Consider the following 21,860-nt stretch of genomic DNA (forward strand, 5'->3'; position numbering starts at 1 on the left):
GCCGCCTATAAAAATCCCCTAATAACGAAACCAATATGTGGCGCTCGTCGTCAGGGGATTTTTCGCTCTAAATTTCGCTAGGGGCGACCTGAAACCAGAAACAGGGAAAAAATCTGGGTGAGTAAGGTGTGAGTTATGGGTTATTTTTTAAGACGTTTGTCGTTCTATCTTGTCGCGCTCTTAGTTGCGGCGACGTTAAACTTTATTATTCCGCGAGCAATGCCTGGTGACCCAGTTACCATGATGTTTGCAAACGCTTCAGTACAGGTAACGCCAGAGCGAATCGCAGCAATGAAAGAATTGCTAGGTTTCGTTGATGGTCCTATTTACATCCAATACCTGTCCTACATTAAAAACATTCTAAGCTGGGAGCTAGGTACTTCAATTCAGTTCTATCCGCTTTCAGTAAACTCTCTACTTGGCAGTGCATTTGGCTGGTCTCTGTTCCTAGCTGGTACAGCGGTTGTACTTTCTTTCTCAATCGCATCAGTTCTTGGCATCTTCGCCGCTTGGAAACGTGGTAGTCGTTACGATGCCTTCGTAACACCAGGCACACTGATCATCCAAGCTATCCCACAAATGGTTATCGCAATGCTAGCGCTGTTTACCTTTTCAATTGGCTTGAAATGGTTCCCATCTGGCTACGCTTATACACCAGGCACCGTGCCAGATTGGTCAAGCTGGGCATTCATTAAAGACGTTGGTTACCACGCGGTACTGCCTCTATTTTGTGCAACGATTGTTCAAATCGGTGGCTTCCTAGTAAACATGCGTAACAACATGATCAACCTTCTAGCTGAAGACTACATCACTATGGCTAAAGGTAAGGGTCTAAGCGAAAACCGTGTGGTATTTAACTACGCCGCTCGTAACGCTTTACTTCCAAGTGTGACTGCACTTTCAATGTCTCTAGGTATGGCTATCGGTGGTCAGTTGATTATCGAAATGATCTTTAACTACCCAGGCCTAGGTACTGTTCTACTGAACGCTATCCACGCTCGTGACTACCAAGTACTTCAAGGTCAGCTAATTATCATGACGATGTTCATGCTGTGCTTCAACTTAATGGCTGACATGCTGTACATGATTCTAGACCCTCGCCTACGCAAGGGAGGCAAATAATCATGAAAAACTTATTCAAACTGATTTTAGGCAACTCGTTCGCACGTATTGGTTTAGCCATTATCACGATCTTCATCTTCGTTGCAGTGGCAGCACCATTAATTACAAAACACGCACCAGACAAGCGTACTGGTAACCCTCATGAGTACCCAAGCTTTGTTGTGAAACAAGCGCAAAGTAACCCTGATGGATGGGTGGCTAAGAACCTAGCAGACGATCGTCGCACGCTGATTATGTCTAAAAAAGCAGATCACGTATTAGGTACTAGCCGTATGGGCCGCGACATCTGGTCACAAGTGGCTTACGGTGCTCGCGTATCACTAGGGGTAGGCTTTGGTGCAGGCATCATCGTGTGTTTCCTAGCTACGGTCATTGGTATCTCGGCAGGTTACTTCGGCGGTAAAGTGGATGACGTATTGAGTGCAGCAATGAACATCATGCTGGTAATTCCTCAATATCCATTACTGTTTGTATTGGCGGCATTCATTGGCGAGGCAGGTCCTCTCACCATTGCCTTAATTATTGCAGGTACTTCCTGGGCTTGGGGCGCTCGTGTTGTTCGCTCGCAAACCATGGCACTGCGTGAGAAAGAGTTCGTTAAAGCAGCCGAAGTTTTGGGTGAATCTCCATTCCGCATCATCTTCGTTGAAATTCTGCCAAACCTAATTCCTATCGTAGGTGCAAGCTTCATCGGTTCAGTAATGCTGGCAATCAACACCGAAGCCGTTATCTCGTTCTTGGGTCTTGGCGACGCAAACACCATCAGCTGGGGCATCATGCTGTACAACGTACAAACATCTTCAGCAATGTTGATTGGCGCATGGTGGGAAGTACTCGCACCTTGTATTGCACTAACACTACTGGTTACTGGTCTTGCTCTGTTGAACTTTGCCGTTGACGAAATTGCGAACCCTCAGCTTCGTTCTCACAAAGGCATGAAACGCTGGAAAAAACTAGCAGCAAAAGACAAGAAAGAGCGTGAGCCTGAATTGGCACCGCAAAATGCACTATGGAGCGGAGATAAATAATCATGACTGCACCACTAATTTCTATCCGTAACCTATGCGTAGACTACATTACAGATGCGGGCGATGTCCGCGCCTGTAACAACGTAAGCTTTGATATTGCACCGGGCGAAGTCTTTGGTCTGGCTGGTGAATCAGGCTGTGGTAAATCAACCGTTGCTTTCTCGCTCATGCGCTTACATAAGCCGCCAGCGTTTATCACAGGAGGTGAAGTTATCTTCAATGGCGAAGACATCCTCCAATACAGTGATCAACGCATGCAATCATTCCGTTGGAGTGAAATGTCGATGGTATTCCAAAGTGCGATGAACGCGCTGAACCCAGTTCTCACTATGGAAGAACAGTTCTGTGACGTAATCATGCGCCACACAGGACTCACTCGAGCTCAAGCAAGAGTTCGCGCTGAAGGCCTATTGGAAATTGTTGATATTCACCCTAGCCGCTTGAGCGATTACCCTCACCAGTTCTCTGGTGGTATGCGTCAGCGTTTGGTTATCGCTATTGCTCTGGCTCTGAATCCGAAGATGATCATCATGGATGAACCAACTACGGCACTAGACGTGGTGGTCCAACGTGAAATTCTGCAAAAGATTTACGCGCTTAAAGAAGAGTTTGGCTTCTCAATTCTGTTCATTACTCATGACTTGTCGCTGATGGTCGAGTTTTCTGACCGTATAGGCATCATGTATTCAGGTGAATTGATTGAAGTCGCACCTTCGAAACAAATTCTGGAAAGTCCTTACCACCCTTACACCAAAGGTTTGGGTAGCTCTTTCCCTCCACTAACTGGTCCTAAGACCAAATTGACTGGTATTCCAGGCAACCCTTTGAACCTATTAGAGATTCCTCAAGGCTGCCGCTTCCAAGCTCGCTGTGACCGAGTCCACGAAGCTTGTACACGAGTACCGACTCAGCTGCGTCAAATTGAACCTGGTCGTTATTCAAACTGCCACTTGTACGGCGATACGATTGCTCAAGCCAAGGTTTAAAACCAGAAGTCACGCTAGCTAAGAACAAAATTACACTGGAGAGAATTATGAGCAAACAACTCGGCGAACTGCTGGTTGAGGGTAAAAACGTCGTTAAGGACTTCCCGTTAAACAGTAACTCAATCAAGCAGTCAAAGATGCGTGCTATCAACGACGTATCTTTCAAAATGTACAAAAGCCGCGGTTTGTCAGTAGTGGGCGAATCTGGTTCAGGTAAATCGACCACCGCTAAAATGATTGCAAAAATGTACGCACCTACTGACGGCATCATTGAGTACAAAGGGCGTGATATTCAAGACATCACCTCAAGACAAGACTTGATGGCGTATCGTGAAGGCGTACAAATGGTGTGGCAAGACCCATTTGGCTCGCTAAACCCAACGCACAATATCTTCCACCATATTGCGCGCCCGCTGCTGATTCATAAGAAAGTAGCACCGGGCAACAAGAAAGAACTGGAAGAGCGTGTGTACGACCTACTTGAACAAGTTGGTCTTATTCCACCAAAAGAAACGGCGCAAAAGTTCCCGCACCAGCTATCTGGCGGCCAGCGTCAACGTGTAAACCTAGCTCGTAACATCGCAGTAGGTGCAGAAGTGGTATTGGCGGATGAGCCAACATCGATGCTCGATGTATCAATCCGTGCCGGAGTTCTGAACTTGATGGAAGAGATGAAGTTCGAGAAACAAATGTCTCTGCTTTACATCACTCACGACATCGCAACAGCGCGTTACATAGCTGAAGATCTCGCGGTCATGTACGTAGGTCACATGGTTGAATGGGGCGATACTGAAGAAATCATTCACGATCCTCAACACCCATATACTCAACTGTTGGTATCTGCGGTTCCAGATCCATCGAAGTCTATTCACGAGAAGCTGAAAGGCAACAAAGGGGAAATCCCACTTTGGACACCAGAATCTGTCGGCTGTCCATTTGCAGGACGTTGTGTACACGCTACCGACAAATGTCGCGAACGACTACCGGGCGTAACTCAACTGTCCGACAACCACTTTGTCCGCTGTTACTTATTTGAAGATTAATCATGACGAGGGTCAGGTTCAGCCTGGCCCATTCCTGTTTTTATCGTTTCCCGGAGACATTGAATGCTGCTACTGACTAACCACATTGGTTATGAACGTCTGGGCCCCAAAAAAGCCATTATCCAGACCGAACAACCACACTTGTCTTCTTACACTGCTCAATTGATTTGTGCCACTAGCGAGCAAACAGTGGCAACTTTTGCGGTTGAAGAACAAGGTAAAGTGGCGAACTGGCATCAGGGCTATTTCTACCTCATCGACTTTTCATCTTTCACAGATTCAGGCGACTATTTCCTGCAAGTGGAAGATTCGCGTTCTTCTTATTTCACTGTTGGCGAACATATTCTGTTAAATCAAACCCTGTCAGATGTGATCCACTACTTCAAATCACAACGTTGCGGTGGGGTTTTCGATCAACAAGATCGACAAGTGCCAGTGCTCAACGCCAATCAAACAGTTGATGTTCACGGTGGCTGGTACGACGCATCTGGAGACGTTAGTAAGTACTTAAGTCATCTTTCATACGCTAATTATTTGAACCCTCAACAAACTCCAATGGTGATTTGGAACATCCTAAAAGGGCTTTCATTGCTTGAAGGAAGCGAAGACATTGCAGCCTTCACACGTACACGTCTTATTGAAGAAGCCCTGTTCGGTGCAGACTTCCTTGTTCGTATGCAAAACGAAAAAGGCTTCTTCTACATGACGGTCTTTGATAAGTGGAGCAAAGATACCGCGCAACGAGAAATTTGTGCCTACGAAACGCAACTTGGTCACAAATTTGACGACTACCAAGCAGGCTTTCGACAAGGTGGCGGTGTAACCATCGCAGCGCTGGCCGCGGCGTCGCGTTTAGGTGTTCACGGCGAATACGATCAACAAAAATACCGCAACGCTGCTGAAAATGGTTACTGGCACTTAAAAGAGCACAATACGCAGTACCTCAATGATGGTGAAGAAAACATTATCGACGAATACTGTGCGCTACTAGCTAGTGTAGAACTGTTTAAAGCCACCAAAGAAACTCGCTACTTGGAAGAGAGCCGTTTGTGGGCACAACGCTTAGTTGCCCGCCAAATGAGCGACGAGCTGATTCAACACTTTTGGTCAGCAAACCAAGACGGCAGTCGTCCATACTTTCACGCTGCCGAAGCAGGTCTACCAGTTATTGCCCTATGCGAATACCTAGCAATTGAAGACGACTCCGTACAGACAGAATCGGTAAAACGCATCGTTAACCAAGCGTGTGAGTTTGAGATCAAAATATCGAATAAAGTGACCAACCCATTCGGTTACCCTCGCCAGTATGTTAAAGGCGTAAATGAGTCAAAACGCGATGCATTTTTTGTCGCACACAACAATGAATCCGGCTATTGGTGGCAAGGCGAGAATGCTCGATTGGGCTCACTCGCGACCATGGCATACCTTGCTCAACCGCATATAGCATCGCAAGAAATACAGCAACAACTTTCCGTGTTTGCTCAAGATGCATTGAACTGGATTGTAGGCTTAAACCCGTACGACATGTGCATGCTTGATGGCCACGGTCGTAACAACCCTGATTACCTTCCTCAATATGGTTTCTTCAACGCTAAAGGCGGTGTATGTAACGGAATCACTGGCGGCTTTGAAGACGAGGAAGACATCGCATTTAACCCACCAGCACAAAAAGACGACATGCTACAAAACTGGCGCTGGGGCGAACAATGGATCCCGCATGGCGCTTGGTACTTACTCGCGATAATGAGTCAAGCTCAGCATATTTCTCAGTTGGCAACCTCTAAAAATATTAAGGAACAATAATCATGGGGATGTATTTTGTTGGTATCGATGGTGGCGGCACGTCATGTCGAGCCAGGATTAAAGATTCACAAGGTAATTTTCTTGGCGAGGCCAAAAGCGGCAGCGCCAACATCATGCTAGGTGCTGAAATTGCAATGGCTTCGATTCTTGAATCCATCACTTCGGCTGCCGAGCAAGGCGGTCTGACACAACAAGATTTCGCATCGATGCATGTCGGCTTAGCCCTTGCTGGTGCTGAGCACAAAGCATCTTGGCAAGCCTTTATGTCTCTTCCTCATCCGTTTGCCAGTATGACTCTTAATACTGATGCTTACGGCGCGTGCGTTGGTGCACACAATGGCGAAGATGGCGCAATCATGATCGCAGGAACGGGCTCTTGTGGCATCTACCTTAAAGGATTGGAGCAGCACGTTGTCGGTGGTCGCGAATTCCCTATTTCGGATCAAGGTGGCGGCGCAGTGATGGGGCTTCGCCTAGTTCAACAAGTTTTGTTAGCAGAAGATGGCATCAGGGAGAAAACGCCTCTAGCACAACACGTCATGGCGCATTTCGAAAATGACGTTGATAACGTGGTGGCTTGGTCTAAACAAGCGCTTCCTCGTGATTATGGCCAGTTTTCTCCTGCGATTTTCCAACATGCAGAACAAGGTGATGCACTAGCAATTGAGATGCTGAAGCAAACTGCAGCTGATATAGAAATGTTTCTCGTGGCATTAAACAAGCGCGGCGCAACGCGTATTTGTTTAATGGGCAGCATTGCTGAACGTATTTTACGTTGGCTTTCGCCACCAGTTCAGCAATGGGTTGTTGAGCCACAGTTTGACGCGATTGAAGGCGCAATTATGTTTGCAGGTAAACCTGAACATAACCTTTACTCGCTCAGTGCGGCGTAGGAGTAGATATGGAATATCGTGTTGATCTCGTCGTCCTATCAGAACAAAAGCAAAACTGCCGTTTCGGACTGACTTTCCATAACTTGAGCGATCAAGATCTCCACAATTGGAGCCTGATTTTTGCTTTTGATCGCTACATCCTGCCGGATAGTATTTCGAATGGTCAGCTCAAGCAAATTGGCAGCTACTGCACCCTCAAACCAGAAGGGTTGGTGCTGGCAGCTAACCATCATTTTTACTGCGAGTTCAGTATTGGTTCGAACCCATTCCGTTACTATTCTGATGGATTCAATGAAGCCTTGGTCAACTTTGAAGTCAACGGCAACCTGCAGCGAGCTCAAGTCGATGTCACGCCGATCGTATTGGCTTCGCCGTACCGTGAACGTAGTGAGATCCCTTCCAGCTTGACGCATGCGCAGCCTTTATTGCCAAAACCAAACCATATAGAAGTCAGCGATCACTGCTTTAGCTTTAATCATCAAGCTGGCGTTGCGGTTTATTCAAACTTAGCCAATTCAGCTAAAGAGTGGTTACTTGAAGAGCTTAAGCGCATTCATCAATTTGAGTTCGCATCAGACAATGGCAGTCAGATCATCTTCAAAGGCAACCCAACCTTGGATGAAGGCGCTTACAAACTGAAGGTAGCAGAAGAGTCGATCAAAATTGAAGCTGGCTCTTCGTCTGGTTTTACCCATGCTTGTGCAACGTTGTTGCAACTGATCAAAGTTGGCGATCAACCAGCCTCAATGGAAGTGGTTTGCTGTTCAATCAAAGACCGACCACGTTTTCGTTACCGCGGTATGATGCTAGATTGTGCTCGCCATTTTCACTCCGTTGAGCAAGTCAAACGTTTGATCAACCAGTTGGCTCACTACAAGTTCAATACATTCCATTGGCACCTTACCGATGATGAAGGTTGGCGAATTGAGATCAAATCATTGCCTCAACTAACCGATATTGGCGCATGGCGTGGGTTGGATGAAACCAATGAGCCACAGTACACGCACCTTGCTGAGCGTTACGGCGGTTTTTACACTCAAGAAGACATCAAAGACGTGGTTGCCTTTGCTTCGAAACGAGGCATCACTGTTATCCCTGAAATCGATGTGCCAGGCCACTGCCGAGCTGCCATTAAGTCGTTACCACACCTATTGGTAGAAGCAGAAGACACCACCGAATACCGCAGCATTCAGCATTACAACGACAACGTCATTAACCCAGCTCTGCCGGGGAGCTATGAGTTTATCGATAAAGTATTGGAAGAAGTCTCCGCGTTGTTCCCTGCCCCTTATGTTCATATCGGTGCGGATGAAGTACCTAACGGCGTATGGTCAAAAAGCCCTGCATGCCAAGCACTAATGGAACAACTGGGTTACAGCGACTACAAAGAGTTACAAGGGCACTTCTTGCGTCATGCCGAAGACAAACTGCGCAAACTTGGCAAGCGCATGCTGGGTTGGGAAGAAGCACAGCATGGCGACAAAGTCAGCAAAGACACAGTGATCTATTCGTGGTTAAGCGAAGAAGCGGCGTTGAACTGCGCGCGCCAAGGTTTTGATGTGGTGCTACAACCAGCGCAAACCACCTACCTAGATATGACCCAAGATTACGCACCAGAAGAACCGGGCGTGGATTGGGCTAACCCGTTGCCGCTAGAAAAAGCTTACAACTATGAACCACTCGCTGAAGTGCCAGCCGACGATCCAATACGTAAACGCATTTGGGGCATTCAAACCGCATTGTGGTGTGAAATCATCAACAACCAGTCTCGTATGGACTACATGGTCTTCCCGCGCTTAACCGCAATGGCAGAAGCATGTTGGACAGACAAACAACACCGAGACTGGACCGACTATTTATCACGTTTGAAAGGACACCTACCGCTGCTTGATTTGCAGGGAGTGAATTACCGTAAACCGTGGAAGTAATACAGAGCTGATGTAGAAGCATCACGCTTGAAGAGTTTTTAAATTTTGGCTGCAGACGCAGCTTTGTAAAAAGGAAAGACACAAATGAAATACGGCTATTTCGATAACGAGAATCGTGAATACGTCATTACTCGCCCTGATGTACCTGCTCCTTGGACCAACTACCTAGGTACAGAAAAATTCTGTACCGTTATCTCGCATAACGCAGGTGGCTATTCGTTCTACAACTCTCCAGAATACAACCGTGTTACTAAGTTCCGTCCAAATGCGACATTCGATCGCCCAGGACACTACGTTTACCTACGTGATGATGAGACGGGAGATTACTGGTCAATCTCTTGGCAACCAGTTGCCAAAAGCCTAGACGAAGCGAACTACGAAGTTCGTCATGGTTTGTCGTACTCTAAATTCAAGTGTGAATACAGCGGCATTAGCGCAACCAAAACGCTCTTTGTACCAAAAGGCGAAGATGCAGAAATTTGGGATGTGGTCATCAAGAACACCTCTGACAAACCGCGTACGATCAGTGCATTCTCATTTGTTGAGTTCTCGTTCAGCCACATTCAATCAGATAACCAAAACCACCAGATGTCTCTCTACTCTGCTGGTACGTCATACAACGAAGGCGTGATTGAATACGACCTGTACTACAACACTAACGATTTCGAAGGCTTCTACTACCTAGCGTCAACGTTTGATCCAGATTCATACGACGGTCAACGTGATAGCTTCCTAGGTCTATACCGCGACGAAGCAAACCCACTAGCAGTAGAACAAGGTAAGTGTTTTAACACCGCACAAACGTGTTACAACCACTGTGGCTCTCTGCACAAGCAATTTACTATCCAACCAGGAGAAGAAGTTCGCTTTGCTTACATTCTAGGTATCGGTAAAGGCAACGGTGAGCGTCTACGTGCTAAGTACCAAGACCTTGCAGAAGTCGACAATGCATTTGCTGGCATCAAAGCACACTGGGATGAGCGTTGTGGCAAGTTCCAAGTGAAATCGCCAAACGAAGGCCTAGACACCATGATCAATGCTTGGACGCTATACCAAGCAGAAACATGTGTGGTTTGGTCTCGCTTTGCTTCGTTCATCGAAGTGGGTGGTCGTACTGGTCTTGGTTACCGCGATACGGCGCAAGACGCAATTTCCGTTCCTCACGCGAACCCGAAAATGACTCGTAAGCGCATCGTTGATCTACTGCGTGGTCAAGTAAAAGCGGGTTACGGCCTACACCTATTCGATCCTGATTGGTTCGATCCTGAAAAAGCAGATGTTAAACCATCTAAGTCTCCAACGGTTGTTCCTACTCCGTCCGATGAAGATAAGATCCACGGTATTGAAGACACTTGCTCTGATGATCACCTATGGCTAGTACCAACCATCTGTAAATACGTGATGGAAACCGGTGAGCACAGCTTCTTCGACGAAGTGATTCCTTACGCGGATGGCGGTGATGCAACCGTGTATGACCACATGAAAGCTGCGCTAGACTTCTCAGCTGAATACGTGGGTCAAACGGGCATCTGTAAAGGTCTACGTGCCGACTGGAACGACTGTCTAAACCTAGGTGGCGGCGAGTCTTCAATGGTGTCTTTCCTACACTTCTGGGCGCTACAAGAGTTCATCGACCTTGCAAAATACCTAGGCAAAGAAGCTGACGTTGAGAAATACACCGAGATGGCAGCAAACGTGCGTGAAGCGTGTGAAACACACCTTTGGGACGAAGAAGGCGGCTGGTATATCCGTGGTCTAACGAAAAACGGCGACAAGATTGGCACAGCGCAACAAAAAGAAGGTCGTGTACACCTTGAGTCAAACACTCTTGCGGTGCTGTCTGGTGCGGTATCTCAAGAGCGCGGTGAAAAGGCAATGGACGCAGTCGACGAGAATCTATTCTCTGAATACGGCCTACATCTGAACTCACCATCATTCGCAACACCAAATGATGATATCGGCTTTGTAACGCGCGTTTACCAAGGCGTAAAAGAAAACGGTGCGATCTTCTCACATCCAAACCCATGGGCTTGGGTTGCTGAAGCAAAATTGGGGCGCGGTGACCGTGCGATGAAGTTCTACGATGCACTCAACCCATACAACCAAAACGACATAATCGAAAAACGTATCGCAGAACCGTACTCCTACGTGCAGTTCATTATGGGTCGAGACCACCAAGATCACGGTCGTGCAAACCACCCATGGCTAACTGGCACATCTGGTTGGGCTTACTTCGCAGTGACCAACTTTATCCTTGGTGTGCGCACAGGTTTTGATGGTCTCACTATCGATCCATGTATTCCAACTAACTGGCCTGGATTTGAAGTCACTCGTCAGTGGCTAGGCGCGACTTACAACATCAAAGTTGTTAACCCTGATTCAGTCAGCAAAGGCGTGAAATCTATCACTCTGAACGGCGAAGCTATCACTGGCGCATCAGTACCAGTTCAAGCGGAAGGCTCCGTGAACGAAGTGATCGTAACACTAGGTTAATCGCTGAAAAATGCCCCAATGCACTTTTGCTCTTTAGCTTGTGCATTGGGTTCGCTAGCAAAATTTTAAGGCGCGGTGTATTGCCGCCCTTATTGAGGTTCGAATCATGATCAAATTTGGTACAGGCGGTTGGCGCGCATTCATCGGTGAAGAATTCACTAAAGATAATGTTCGTTTGGTTGCTCAGGCAGTAGCAAACATCACTAACAGAGAATCAGTGGCAGATCGTGGCTTTGTCATTGGCTATGACCGACGTTTTCTATCTGATAAAGCTGGCCGTTGGTTTGCCGAAGTTTTAGCGGCAAATGGCATTGTAGTTAGCTTTATCGATAAGTTTGTTCCAACGCCAATCGTGATGTTCAAAGCAAAAGAGATGGGCTGTGCATACTCAGCGTGCATCACCGCATCGCATAACCCTGCCGATTACAATGGCATAAAAGTCTTCATTGAAGGTGGTCGTGATGCAGATGAAATCATTACCGAGAAAATTGAAACTCAAATTTCTACACTTACCGCACAAGATGTGAAAAGTGTCGATTTTGATCAAGCGGTTGAAGACAAGTTGATTGAAATCATCAACCCAATGAACGAGTTTGTTGATTCAATCATCGACTTTATCGACATTGAAGCAATCAAAAAAGCCAACCTTCGTGTGCTGATTGACCCGATGTTTGGCGTCGCGAAAAACGCACTGCAAACCGTCCTAATCAACGGCCGCTGTGAAGTAGACGTGATCAACGACGGAAAAAACCCAGACTTCGGCGGTTTAATGCCTTCTCCAAGTGCTGCGACCCTGTACCGCTTGATGCACCTTGTCGAGCAAGAAGGCTACGACATCGGTATTGGGACTGACGGCGATGCAGACCGTCTTGGTATCATCGATGAGAAAGGCAACTTCATTCATCCAAATGAAGTGCTGATTCTTCTGTATTACTACCTATTGAAATACAAAGGTTGGAAAGGCTCAGTCGTACGTAACATCGCGACAACGCACCTACTAGACAAAATCGCCGAAGATCACGGTGAGAAATGTTTTGAGGTTCCAGTTGGCTTCAAACACATCAGCTCGCAAATGGAAGCAGATGACTCACTGATTGGTGGAGAAAGCTCTGGTGGTTTAACTATTCGCGGTCATATCAAAGGTAAAGATGGTGTGTTCGCATCAAGCTTACTGGTTGAAATGATCTCGGTAACGGGCAAAAAGCTGTCTGAGCTACTGGATGAAATCTATGGCAAGTACGGCTACGCGTACATGGCAGAAGGTGATTGCAAATTCAAACCAGCGCAAAAAGAAGTCCTATTCAACAAGATATATGTTGAAAAACAACTGCCTGAGTTTGAGTTCAATATTGAAAAAGTCAGCTACGAAGATGGCGCGAAAGTCTACTTCAAGAACGGCGGTTGGATCATCGCGCGCTTCTCTGGTACTGAGCCATTACTACGTATTTTTGCAGAAATGCAAGATAAGGACACTGCAGAACGTGTTCTTCAACAGTTTAAAGACTTCTTGTCTCTATAACTGACCTTGTGCCCGCTTCGAGCACAATGATGAGAGTCGACGCTGACTGAAAAGGCGCTCATCAACAGGAGAAGAGCACTTGCCCGGCATCACTGCCGGGCTTTTTTGTATCTACAAATCGAGAGTGGATTCGTAATCCCGTATGCAGAGGCATTAAGCGAACGCTAGCACGCCTTGAGTTTCGATCTTCACAGCAACGCGCTCACCGATATGAAGCGGCTGTGATGCGATAGCCAGTAGACGATCACCATTAGCATCAATCACATAACGACAATGATCACCCATGAAGTGCTGCTCAAGCACAGTGACCGCACTGTCTTCATCCGATTGAATTTGGACATGTTGTGGTCGCAGTAGTAATGAACAAGCAGATTGCATTTGAATCTCTTGTTGTGCACTCGCCTCAACTACACCAATATGGGTTTCGTATTCCGTATCTGAAATGCGCGTTGCGGCTAGGTAGCTACCACCACCTAAGAAGTCTGCAACAAACTTGCTCGAAGGTTGGTAGTAGAGTTCTGAAGCCGTGCCGTATTGCTCAATAACACCGTGGTTCATCACCGCCATTTTGTCGGCAAACGCAAATGCTTCTTCACGACTGTGAGTCACGAAAATCGCTGTAACGCCTTGCGCCTTAAAAATCTTACGGATCTCGCTGATTAACTCGTGACGAACCTGAGTATCAATATTGGAAAACGGTTCATCCAAAAGCAGTAAATCAGGGCTGTAAGCCAAAGAACGGGCAATCGCAACGCGCTGTTGTTGTCCACCAGAAAGCTGATGTGGATAACGTTCGGCGTAACCTTGAAGGTGCACGAGTTCTAGCATTTCATCGACTTTCGCGCGCTTTTCCTTTGCAGCTTGATGCTTCAAACCAAAGGCTATATTTTGCGCAACTGTCAGATGAGGAAATAGTGCATAATCTTGGAAGATCATTCCGATATTGCGCTCTTCTGGCGGCAACCAATTTTCACCATCATCAATCGTCTGACAATTTAAGCTCATTTGACCAGAAGTAAGAGGCAGCAAACCAGCAATCGCTTTCAACAATGTCGTTTTGCCACAACCACTCGCCCCTAAAAGACAAACGATTTGCCCCTGTTCAACTTCAAGCGACAAAGACTCTAAAACGGTTTGAGCATCGTATTGGCAAGTTAGGTTTTTAATTGATAGTGCGCAGCTCATCAGTGATTTTGCTCCAGTGAACGGTTAACAACAACAAGCGGGATCAACCCAACAAGAACCAACAATACAGCAGGCAGAGCTGCCAATTCTAAATGCTCATCCGAGGCAAAGTTATATACGTATGTTGCCAGTGTTTCAAAATTGAATGGACGCAGAAGCAGAGAGGCATTGAGCTCTTTCATCGACTCAATAAACACCAACAATGCCGCAATCAGAGCACCACGTTTTACCAGTGGAAAGTGCACTCGCCACAGCATCGTATTTGGCGTACATCCCATAGTGCGTGACGCCATATCTAACGATGGAGAAATTTTATTTAGATTACTTTCGATACTACCAATCGCAACAGCAGAGAAACGCACCACCATCGCAAAGATCAACGCAAACATTGAGCCTGAGAAAATCAGCCCCGGTCTACCCCATTCCATCGCCTTCGCAATATCGTTTACGCGATAGTCCATAAACAGCACGGCAACCATCACGCCGATCGCCAATACCGTTCCAGGTACTGCGTAGCCCATTGAGGAAAGACGCATAAAAGCAAGGCTTTCACGTTTGCCATTGACTCGGTGGGTAAAGTTAACAATAAGAGCAACAGCCACGCCGATGATCGCAGCAATGACAGACACAACAAGACTGTTCCACGCATACTCACGGAATTCTGGTGTCCAGCTTTGCTCAAAGTAAGTAATGGAGTAATCGATCAACTGAAGTAATGGCAAAATGAACGCCACAGCAACCAGTCCCCAACACCACACCAGTGCCGAACATTTTTTCCAGCCGCTTAACTCGTAACGAAAATCTTCATGGCTGTTGAATTGGCTTTGGAATAATTTCTGCTTTCTCCGGCTATAGCGTTCTGTACTGAGTAACAGCACAACAATCAACAGCATAATTGCGGAAATTTTAGCGGCCGCGTTAAGGTTAGAATAACCAAGCCACGTATCGTAAACCGCTGTCGTTAATGTGTTAACGGCGAAATAGCTGACGGTGCCGAAGTCCCCAATGGTTTCCATCGCCACCAGCGACAAACCCACGGCAATAGAAGGTCGCACCAAAGGCATCGAAATACGCCAAAAGCTCTCCCAAGGTGAGCATTTCAGCAAGCGGGCACTTTGCAACAGTGAAACATTCTGTTCCATAAACGCCGCGCGGCACAGTAGATACACGTAAGGGTATAACACCAGAGACAGGACAAAGGTCGCCCCCGGCAAGGTTCGAATATCAGGGAACCAATATTCGCCAGGTCCCCACCCGGTGACATCACGCAGGAATATTTGAATTGGGCCAGCAAAGTCGAACCAATCCGTAAATATGTAACCAATAATGTAACCCGGCATTGCCAATGGCAATACAAGCGCCCACTGTAACCACTTTTCCGTTGGCAACTTACACATTGCCATCAACCAAGCGCTTGGAATACCGAAAATAAGAGACAGGCCCATAACCCCAATCGTTAAGACGACGGTGTTATAGATATAGGTTGGCATCACCGTCGACATCAAATGTGTAAACAGGTTATCCGTTTCACCAATTGCGGTGTAGAAGATCGCTAAGATCGGCAAAACCAGTAACAGAGTTATCGCTCCACTACTGGTTTTCCATAGAGAATGTCTATCTTTCATTGCCTAATTACTGCAAGGCTTTATGAAATACAAATGCTGGTGCAAATACATCTCATATCCTTTAATCAAATGGGGGTATAGTTATACCCCCACAAGGAATTAAAGGTCAAATTTCACTTCATCTAGTAGCTTAATCGCTGCTTCATGGTGAGAAGCGATATCATCTAGAGAAAGCGTGTCTGCTTTAAAGTCGCCCCAAGATTCCACAAGTTCAGAACGCTTAACGCCTTCTTTTACTGGGTACTCGTAGTTCACTTCTGCGTACATCTTCTGAGCGGTTTCGCCAGTCAAGAACTCCATTAGCTTAAGCGCGTTATCTCGGTTTGGAGCGTATTTCGCCATCGCCATACCAGAGATGTTCACGTGCGTGCCTGTTGTTTCTTGATTCGGGAAGTTGATGTAAACCGCATCAGCCCAAGCTTTTTGCTCTTTGTCGTTAACCATTTTGCCTAGGTAGTAGCTGTTACCCAAAGAAACATCACATAGACCTTCTTTGATCGCTTTTACTTGTGCACGGTCGTTACCTTGAGGTTTACGAGCAAGGTTCGCTTTTACGCCTTCCAACCATTCTTTCGTTTCTGCTTCGCCGTAGTGAGCGATCATCGAAGAAACAAGAGATACGTTGTATGGGTGCTTGCCGCTGCGAGTACAAATCTTACCTTTGTATTCTGGTTTGGCTAGATCAGCATAGTTAAAGTCCGCACCTAGTTTGCCAACACGGTCGCGAGAAGAGTAAACACTGCGAGTACGTAGCGTAAGTGCAAACCACTCATTCTCTTTGTCTTGGTACTGAGCTGGTACATTTTCTTCAATGATCTTGCTATCAACTTTCTGAACTAGACCTTTGTTTGTCAGTTCTGCCAGACGGCTGATATCAGTAGTCAGGACAACGTCCGCTGGGCTGTATTCGCCTTCCTGAGCTAGTTTCTCTGCTAGACCTTCCTTCGCAAATTTAACGTTTACTTTGATGCCAGTTTCTTTAGTGAACTCGTTGAACATTGGTTCAACTAGAAAAGGTTGACGGTAAGAGTAGACGTTCACTTCTTCAGCTGCCATTGCTGTTGGAGCTAGAGTTGCGCAAGTCAGTGCTGAAAGAGTTAGCAGTTTTTTCATTGTTTAATCCTTTACCATGCTAATGATAACGTTTATCAGTTGCGTTATTATATGTATGTTCAATAAGAAAACAACGACCAAAATAAAAAAACCTGCTCATCGGAGCAGGTTTTTACATACCGAGAATGTAACTATTTATTACAAGGCATATTTACTTCACAGTTACGAATTCAGGGTAAGCACCAACACCACAATCGTGCATGTCCATACCTTCCATTTCTTCCTCTTCCGTAACTCGAATACCAACCGTAGCTTTAAGAATCGCCCAAACCACTAGGCTTGCACCAAATACCCAAGCAAAGATCACTGCGGCACCAAGAAGCTGCGCACCAAACGTTGCTTCACCGTTGCTTAGAGGAACAACCATTAGACCGAAGAAACCACAAACACCATGAACTGAAATTGCACCTACAGGATCGTCAATCTTCAGTTTATCGAGGCCGATGATGCTAAATACCACTAGCGCACCCGATACCGCACCGATTGCTACAGCATACAAAGGTGATGGTGATAGTGGGTCTGCCGTGATAGCTACCAAACCAGCCAGCGCACCGTTAAGGATCATGGTTAAATCTGCTTTACCCCAAGTGGTTTTACACACAAACAATGCAGCAATCGATCCCGCAGCCGCAGCGGCGTTCGTGTTAAGGAAGATTTGACCAACCGCCGTTGCGTTTTCAAAGTCTGAAACCATCAATTGAGAACCGCCATTAAAGCCAAACCAGCCGAACCAAAGAATAAACGTACCCAGTGTTGCTAATGGCATGTTCGAGCCAGGAATTGGGTAGATTTCACCGTTTTTACCGTATTTACCTTTACGAGCACCAAGCAGTAACACGCCAGCTAGCGCCGCAGACGCACCTGCCATATGAACAATACCTGAACCCGCGAAGTCGCTAAAGCCAGCTTCAGATAGGAAGCCACCGCCCCATGTCCAGTAGCCTTCCATTGGGTAAATAAACGCGGTCAAAACAGCTGAGAACAGCAAGAATGACCAAAGCTTCATGCGCTCTGCAACGGCCCCCGAAACAACAGACATTGCTGTTGCAACAAATACCACTTGGAAGAAAAAGTCGGATTCAAGAGAATGGTCTGCGCCTTCACCCTGGGTTCCAATCAACCCACCGAACGATGGTAACCAACCGCCTTCTCCGTTATCGACGTACATAATGTTGTAACCAATAACAAGGTAAGTGGTACACGCTATCGCGTACAAACAAAAGTTTTTGGTTAGAATCTCAGTTGTGTTCTTAGAACGCACTAGACCCGCTTCTAACATGGCAAAACCTGCTGCCATCCACATTACCAACGCACCGGAAATGAGGAAGAAAAAGGTGTCGAGTGCGTAACGTAACTCGGTTACTGTTGTTGCTAATTCCATAATAGTGTCTCCAATCCCTTGAATACTTAAAGTGCTTCTGCGTCCATTTCACCCGTACGGATGCGCACCGCTTGGTTCAGGTCGTACACAAAAATCTTACCGTCGCCAATTTTTCCGGTCTGCGCCGCTTTTGTGATCGCCTCTACAACGCGATCAACATTGTCTGCATGTGTCGCAATTTCTATTTTGACCTTCGGTAGAAAGTCCACTTGGTATTCCGCGCCGCGGTACAACTCAGTGTGGCCCTTCTGGCGACCAAAGCCTTTCACCTCTGATACTGTCATCCCTTCGATACCGACATCAGCCAATGCTTCGCGAACATCGTCTAACTTAAACGGCTTAATAATGGCGTTGATTATTTTCATGCAATTCTCTCCGAAGCTTTCATCCTGAAACACTTCTAATAATCCAATCTACGTGCCAAGTTTTTAAGTTATTGAATTAAATGCACTTATAGTAATTTACAGGTTTATAAACAAAAAAGGCGCACCGATATGGTGCGCCTTTTTCACAAATATAAAGCAATCCCGATGGGATTACCCAAAACTGTGCATTAAATGTTCAAAAAGTCTTTCCATTGATCAATCAGTGCAACAAAGTCTTCAATGCCGCAGCTTGCTGTACTCTCTGCATCATAGAAATCGAACTCACTGTCCATCTCTACATCGTAATCGTGCGATAGAGCGTTCTCCTGCACCAGAACTTCATCCCCTTGAATCATCAAGCTGATCTCAGTGCCTGTTAAAGTATGCTCTTGAGAAGGAAGAGAAAACGCCTTATCAATTAAAGCTTCTACTTGAGCAATCTTCGCTGGATCTTTCCCGATTTCTTCTTGTAACCAGCGCCCTACGATCTCATGCCCCATGCTGCATTTTACGTAGTACTCGCCCATCAACGTATTACGGATGAATTCAAATTCCATCGAGGTTGCCTTTTCGTATCAATTTGGTGCGGAGTATAACGAATTACGTCCATAAAAAAAGCACCTCAAGTGAGGTGCTTTTCGTCGTTTAGCTTTGCTTATGCTGGCTCTTGGAAGATAACTTCATCAGCTTTCTTGGTGTACAGTTCCATTTTATGGAAGTTCAAGTAGCGGTAAGTATCTGTTGCCGTTGCGTCGATTTGCTTCGCGTATTCTAGGTATTCTTCTTTGGTTGGAATCTTACCTAGGATTGCACCTACTGCCGCTAACTCCGCAGAAGATAGGTAAACATTCGCGCCAGTACCTAGACGGTTCGGGAAGTTACGCGTAGACGTAGACATGACTGTCGATTTGTCAGCAACGCGAGCTTGGTTACCCATACATAGTGAACATCCTGGAGTTTCAATACGAACCCCTGCACGTCCGAAGATGCCGTAGTAGCCTTCTTCTGTCAGTTGGTCTTTATCCATCTTCGTTGGAGGCGCTACCCAAAGGCGCGTCGCTAACTGACCATTGAACTTATCAAGCAATTTACCTGCAGCACGGAAGTGACCAATGTTCGTCATACAAGAACCGATGAACACTTCATCAATCGCAGTGCCTTGTACTTCAGATAGCAAACGAGCATCATCTGGATCGTTTGGTGCACACAGTACTGGCTCGTGGATTTCGGCCATGTCGATTTCAATCACATGCGCGTATTCCGCATCTGAGTCCGCTGACATCAATTCAGGTTTCGCCAACCACTCTTCCATCGCAGTGATACGACGCTCGATTGTACGGCGGTCACCGTAGCCTTCCGAGATCATCCACTTAAGCATCACGATGTTCGAGTTTAAGTACTCTTCGATTGATTCTTGAGATAACTTAACGGTACAACCCGCAGCAGAACGCTCAGCTGACGCATCAGACAGTTCGAATGCTTGCTCAACCGTTAATGTTTCTAGACCTTCAATCTCAAGGATACGACCAGAGAATTCATTCACTTTACCGGCTTTTTCAACAGTCAGTAGACCTTGTTGAATCGCGTAGTAAGGGATGGCGTGAACTAGGTCACGAAGTGTGATGCCCGGTTGCATCTTGCCTTTAAAGCGAACCAAAATTGATTCAGGCATATCCAATGGCATGACGCCTGTTGCCGCTGCGAATGCAACCAGACCAGAACCTGCTGGGAATGAAATACCTAACGGGAAACGAGTATGCGAGTCGCCACCAGTACCGACAGTATCTGGCAGTAGCATACGGTTTAGCCACGAGTGGATAATGCCATCGCCTGGACGTAGAGAAACACCGCCACGGTTCATGATGAAATCAGGAAGTGTATGGTGAGTATTCACGTCAACTGGTTTAGGGTACGCAGATGTGTGACAGAACGACTGCATAACTAGGTCTGCTGAGAAGCCAAGACACGCAAGGTCTTTAAGCTCATCACGTGTCATAGGACCCGTTGTATCTTGAGAACCTACGGTTGTCATCTTAGGCTCACAGTAAGTGCCCGGACGAACACCTGCTACACCACATGCTTTACCAACCATTTTCTGTGCAAGCGTGTAACCCTTGCCAGAATCAGCGACTTCACCAGGTTTACGGAATACATCAGAAGACTCAAGACCTAGAGCTTGGCGCGCTTTATCTGTTAAACCACGACCGATGATCAGTGGGATACGACCGCCTGCACGTACTTCATCAATCAGCACGTCTGTTTTTAGAGAAAACTCAGCAAGTACTTCACCTGTTTCGTGGTTACATACTTTGCCTTCGTATGGGTAAACGTCGATAACGTCGCCCATATTCAACTTCGTTACATCAACTTCGATAGGCAGCGCGCCCGCATCTTCCATTGTGTTGAAGAAGATAGGTGCAATTTTACCGCCAAGCACGTAACCACCAGCGCGTTTGTTAGGTACGTAAGGGATATCATCGCCCATGAACCATAGCACTGAGTTAGTTGCAGATTTACGAGAAGAACCAGTACCAACAACATCACCAACATACACTAGCTGGTGACCTTTTGATTTTAGCTCTTCGATTTGTTTGATTGGACCGATGGTGCCTGGCTGGTCAGGGTTAATACCCTCACGTTCGTTTTTCAGCATCGCAAGCGCGTGTACTGGAATATCAGGGCGAGACCATGCATCAGGAGCTGGAGAAAGATCATCCGTGTTCGTTTCACCTGTCACTTTAAAGACAGTCAGCGTGATTTTTTCTTCAAGCTTAGGCTTAGATAGGAACCATTCAGCATCCGCCCAAGATTGAAGCACTTTTTGTGCATGAGCATTGCCTGCTTTTGCTTTCTCTTCTACATCATAGAAAGCATCAAACATCAGTAGCGTATGAGACAGAGCTTTCACAGCGATTTCAGCCAAGGCTTCATCGTCTAGTAGCTCAACTAACGGTGCAATGTTGTAACCGCCTTGCATTGTACCCAGTAGCTCAGCCGCTTTTTCTCGGCTTACAAGCGGTGAAGACACTTCACCTTTTGCTACTGCAGTCAGGAAACCAGCTTTAACATAAGCGGCTTCATCTACACCTGGTGGAATACGGTTTTCTAGTAGGTCAAGAATGAACTCTTCTTCACCTTGCGGGGGATTTTTCAGAAGTTCTACAAGTCCAGCAACTTGCTCTGCGTCTAGCGGTTTAGGAACAACTCCTTCGGCAGCACGCTCTTCGACGTGTTTACGGTAGGCTTCAAGCACGACTTTTTCCTCTCATTGCGGTTCCTCCTCTATTATTACTATTGTTAAAGTAAAGGAGTGAACATCCTTGGAAACTTGGCTCTCCATTGCCCTTGTTTTCATTCAATTCTGATTGAGAAACAG

16 protein-coding genes are annotated in these 21,860 nt (G+C 46.5%); 9 read left to right on the forward strand and 7 right to left on the reverse strand.

The genetic code is table 11. The features are described from left to right. The first annotated feature begins 135 nt into the window (after nt 1–135). The 9 genes from NL646_RS14210 (at nt 136) to NL646_RS14250 (ending at nt 12,815) form a co-directional block, all read left to right on the forward strand. Complete coding sequence (locus tag NL646_RS14210; RefSeq protein ID WP_005461259.1) at nt 136–1,122, forward strand: ABC transporter permease; 987 nt, start codon at nt 136–138, stop codon at nt 1,120–1,122. A gap of 2 nt (nt 1,123–1,124) precedes the next feature. Beyond that, nucleotides 1,125–2,150: an ABC transporter permease gene (locus NL646_RS14215; protein ID WP_005461261.1), complete on the forward strand. Its 1,026-nt coding sequence runs from the start codon at nt 1,125–1,127 to the stop codon at nt 2,148–2,150. A 2-nt stretch (nt 2,151–2,152) separates the two neighbouring features. Next, on the forward strand, nt 2,153–3,136 hold the full coding sequence (locus tag NL646_RS14220) for an ABC transporter ATP-binding protein (protein WP_005461267.1): 984 nt from the start codon (nt 2,153–2,155) through the stop codon (nt 3,134–3,136). Between the two features lie 47 nt (nt 3,137–3,183). Next, nucleotides 3,184–4,179 carry an ABC transporter ATP-binding protein gene (locus NL646_RS14225; RefSeq protein WP_005461254.1) on the forward strand — a complete coding sequence of 332 codons (996 nt, stop codon included), beginning with the start codon at nt 3,184–3,186 and terminating at the stop codon, nt 4,177–4,179. Nucleotides 4,180–4,242: 63 nt separating this feature from the next. Further along, complete coding sequence (locus NL646_RS14230; RefSeq protein WP_253664349.1) at nt 4,243–5,982, forward strand: glycoside hydrolase family 9 protein; 1,740 nt, start codon at nt 4,243–4,245, stop codon at nt 5,980–5,982. Nucleotides 5,983–5,984: 2 nt separating this feature from the next. After that, the gene (locus NL646_RS14235) at nt 5,985–6,875 is read left to right on the forward strand and encodes an N-acetylglucosamine kinase (RefSeq protein ID WP_023584006.1); all 891 of its coding nucleotides are present in this window, start codon (nt 5,985–5,987) and stop codon (nt 6,873–6,875) included. Nucleotides 6,876–6,883: 8 nt separating this feature from the next. Beyond that, nucleotides 6,884–8,803, forward strand: a complete 1,920-nt coding sequence (locus NL646_RS14240) for a beta-N-acetylhexosaminidase (protein WP_005494033.1) — start codon at nt 6,884–6,886, stop codon at nt 8,801–8,803. Nucleotides 8,804–8,887: 84 nt separating this feature from the next. Next, a complete protein-coding gene (locus tag NL646_RS14245) occupies nt 8,888–11,296 on the forward strand; it encodes a N,N'-diacetylchitobiose phosphorylase (protein WP_005494031.1) in 2,409 nt (802 codons plus the stop codon). Nucleotides 11,297–11,402: 106 nt separating this feature from the next. Next, nucleotides 11,403–12,815 carry a phosphoglucomutase/phosphomannomutase family protein gene (locus NL646_RS14250; RefSeq protein ID WP_253664350.1) on the forward strand — a complete coding sequence of 471 codons (1,413 nt, stop codon included), beginning with the start codon at nt 11,403–11,405 and terminating at the stop codon, nt 12,813–12,815. Nucleotides 12,816–12,968: 153 nt separating this feature from the next. Here the strand turns inward: NL646_RS14250 and NL646_RS14255 are convergent, their stop codons facing one another. The 7 genes from NL646_RS14255 to acnB all read right to left on the reverse strand — a co-directional run bounded on the left by NL646_RS14255 (nt 12,969) and on the right by acnB (nt 21,737). Continuing rightward, nucleotides 12,969–14,000, reverse strand: coding sequence for an ABC transporter ATP-binding protein (locus NL646_RS14255; RefSeq protein ID WP_253664351.1), 1,032 nt, complete (start codon nt 13,998–14,000; stop codon nt 12,969–12,971). Continuing rightward, complete coding sequence (locus NL646_RS14260; RefSeq protein ID WP_253664352.1) at nt 14,000–15,625, reverse strand: iron ABC transporter permease; 1,626 nt, start codon at nt 15,623–15,625, stop codon at nt 14,000–14,002. The genes NL646_RS14255 and NL646_RS14260 overlap by 1 nt, the downstream gene beginning before the upstream one ends. A gap of 99 nt (nt 15,626–15,724) precedes the next feature. After that, nucleotides 15,725–16,738, reverse strand: a complete 1,014-nt coding sequence (locus tag NL646_RS14265) for a Fe(3+) ABC transporter substrate-binding protein (protein ID WP_005479089.1) — start codon at nt 16,736–16,738, stop codon at nt 15,725–15,727. 151 nt (nt 16,739–16,889) lie between these two features. Further along, nucleotides 16,890–18,119 carry an ammonium transporter gene (locus tag NL646_RS14270; RefSeq protein ID WP_005490371.1) on the reverse strand — a complete coding sequence of 410 codons (1,230 nt, stop codon included), beginning with the start codon at nt 18,117–18,119 and terminating at the stop codon, nt 16,890–16,892. 26 nt (nt 18,120–18,145) lie between these two features. Continuing rightward, nucleotides 18,146–18,484 carry a P-II family nitrogen regulator gene (locus tag NL646_RS14275; RefSeq protein ID WP_005386570.1) on the reverse strand — a complete coding sequence of 113 codons (339 nt, stop codon included), beginning with the start codon at nt 18,482–18,484 and terminating at the stop codon, nt 18,146–18,148. A gap of 188 nt (nt 18,485–18,672) precedes the next feature. Then, the gene (locus NL646_RS14280; protein ID WP_025541514.1) at nt 18,673–19,041 is read right to left on the reverse strand and encodes a YacL family protein; all 369 of its coding nucleotides are present in this window, start codon (nt 19,039–19,041) and stop codon (nt 18,673–18,675) included. Nucleotides 19,042–19,139: 98 nt separating this feature from the next. Continuing rightward, entirely contained in the window at nt 19,140–21,737 is a 2,598-nt protein-coding gene (gene acnB, locus NL646_RS14285; RefSeq protein ID WP_253664353.1) for a bifunctional aconitate hydratase 2/2-methylisocitrate dehydratase, read from the reverse strand. Nucleotides 21,738–21,860 lie beyond the last annotated feature (123 nt).

Source organism: Vibrio sp. Y20_XG_PY13 (assembly GCF_024181925.1).
Lineage (GTDB): Bacteria > Pseudomonadota > Gammaproteobacteria > Enterobacterales > Vibrionaceae > Vibrio > Vibrio parahaemolyticus.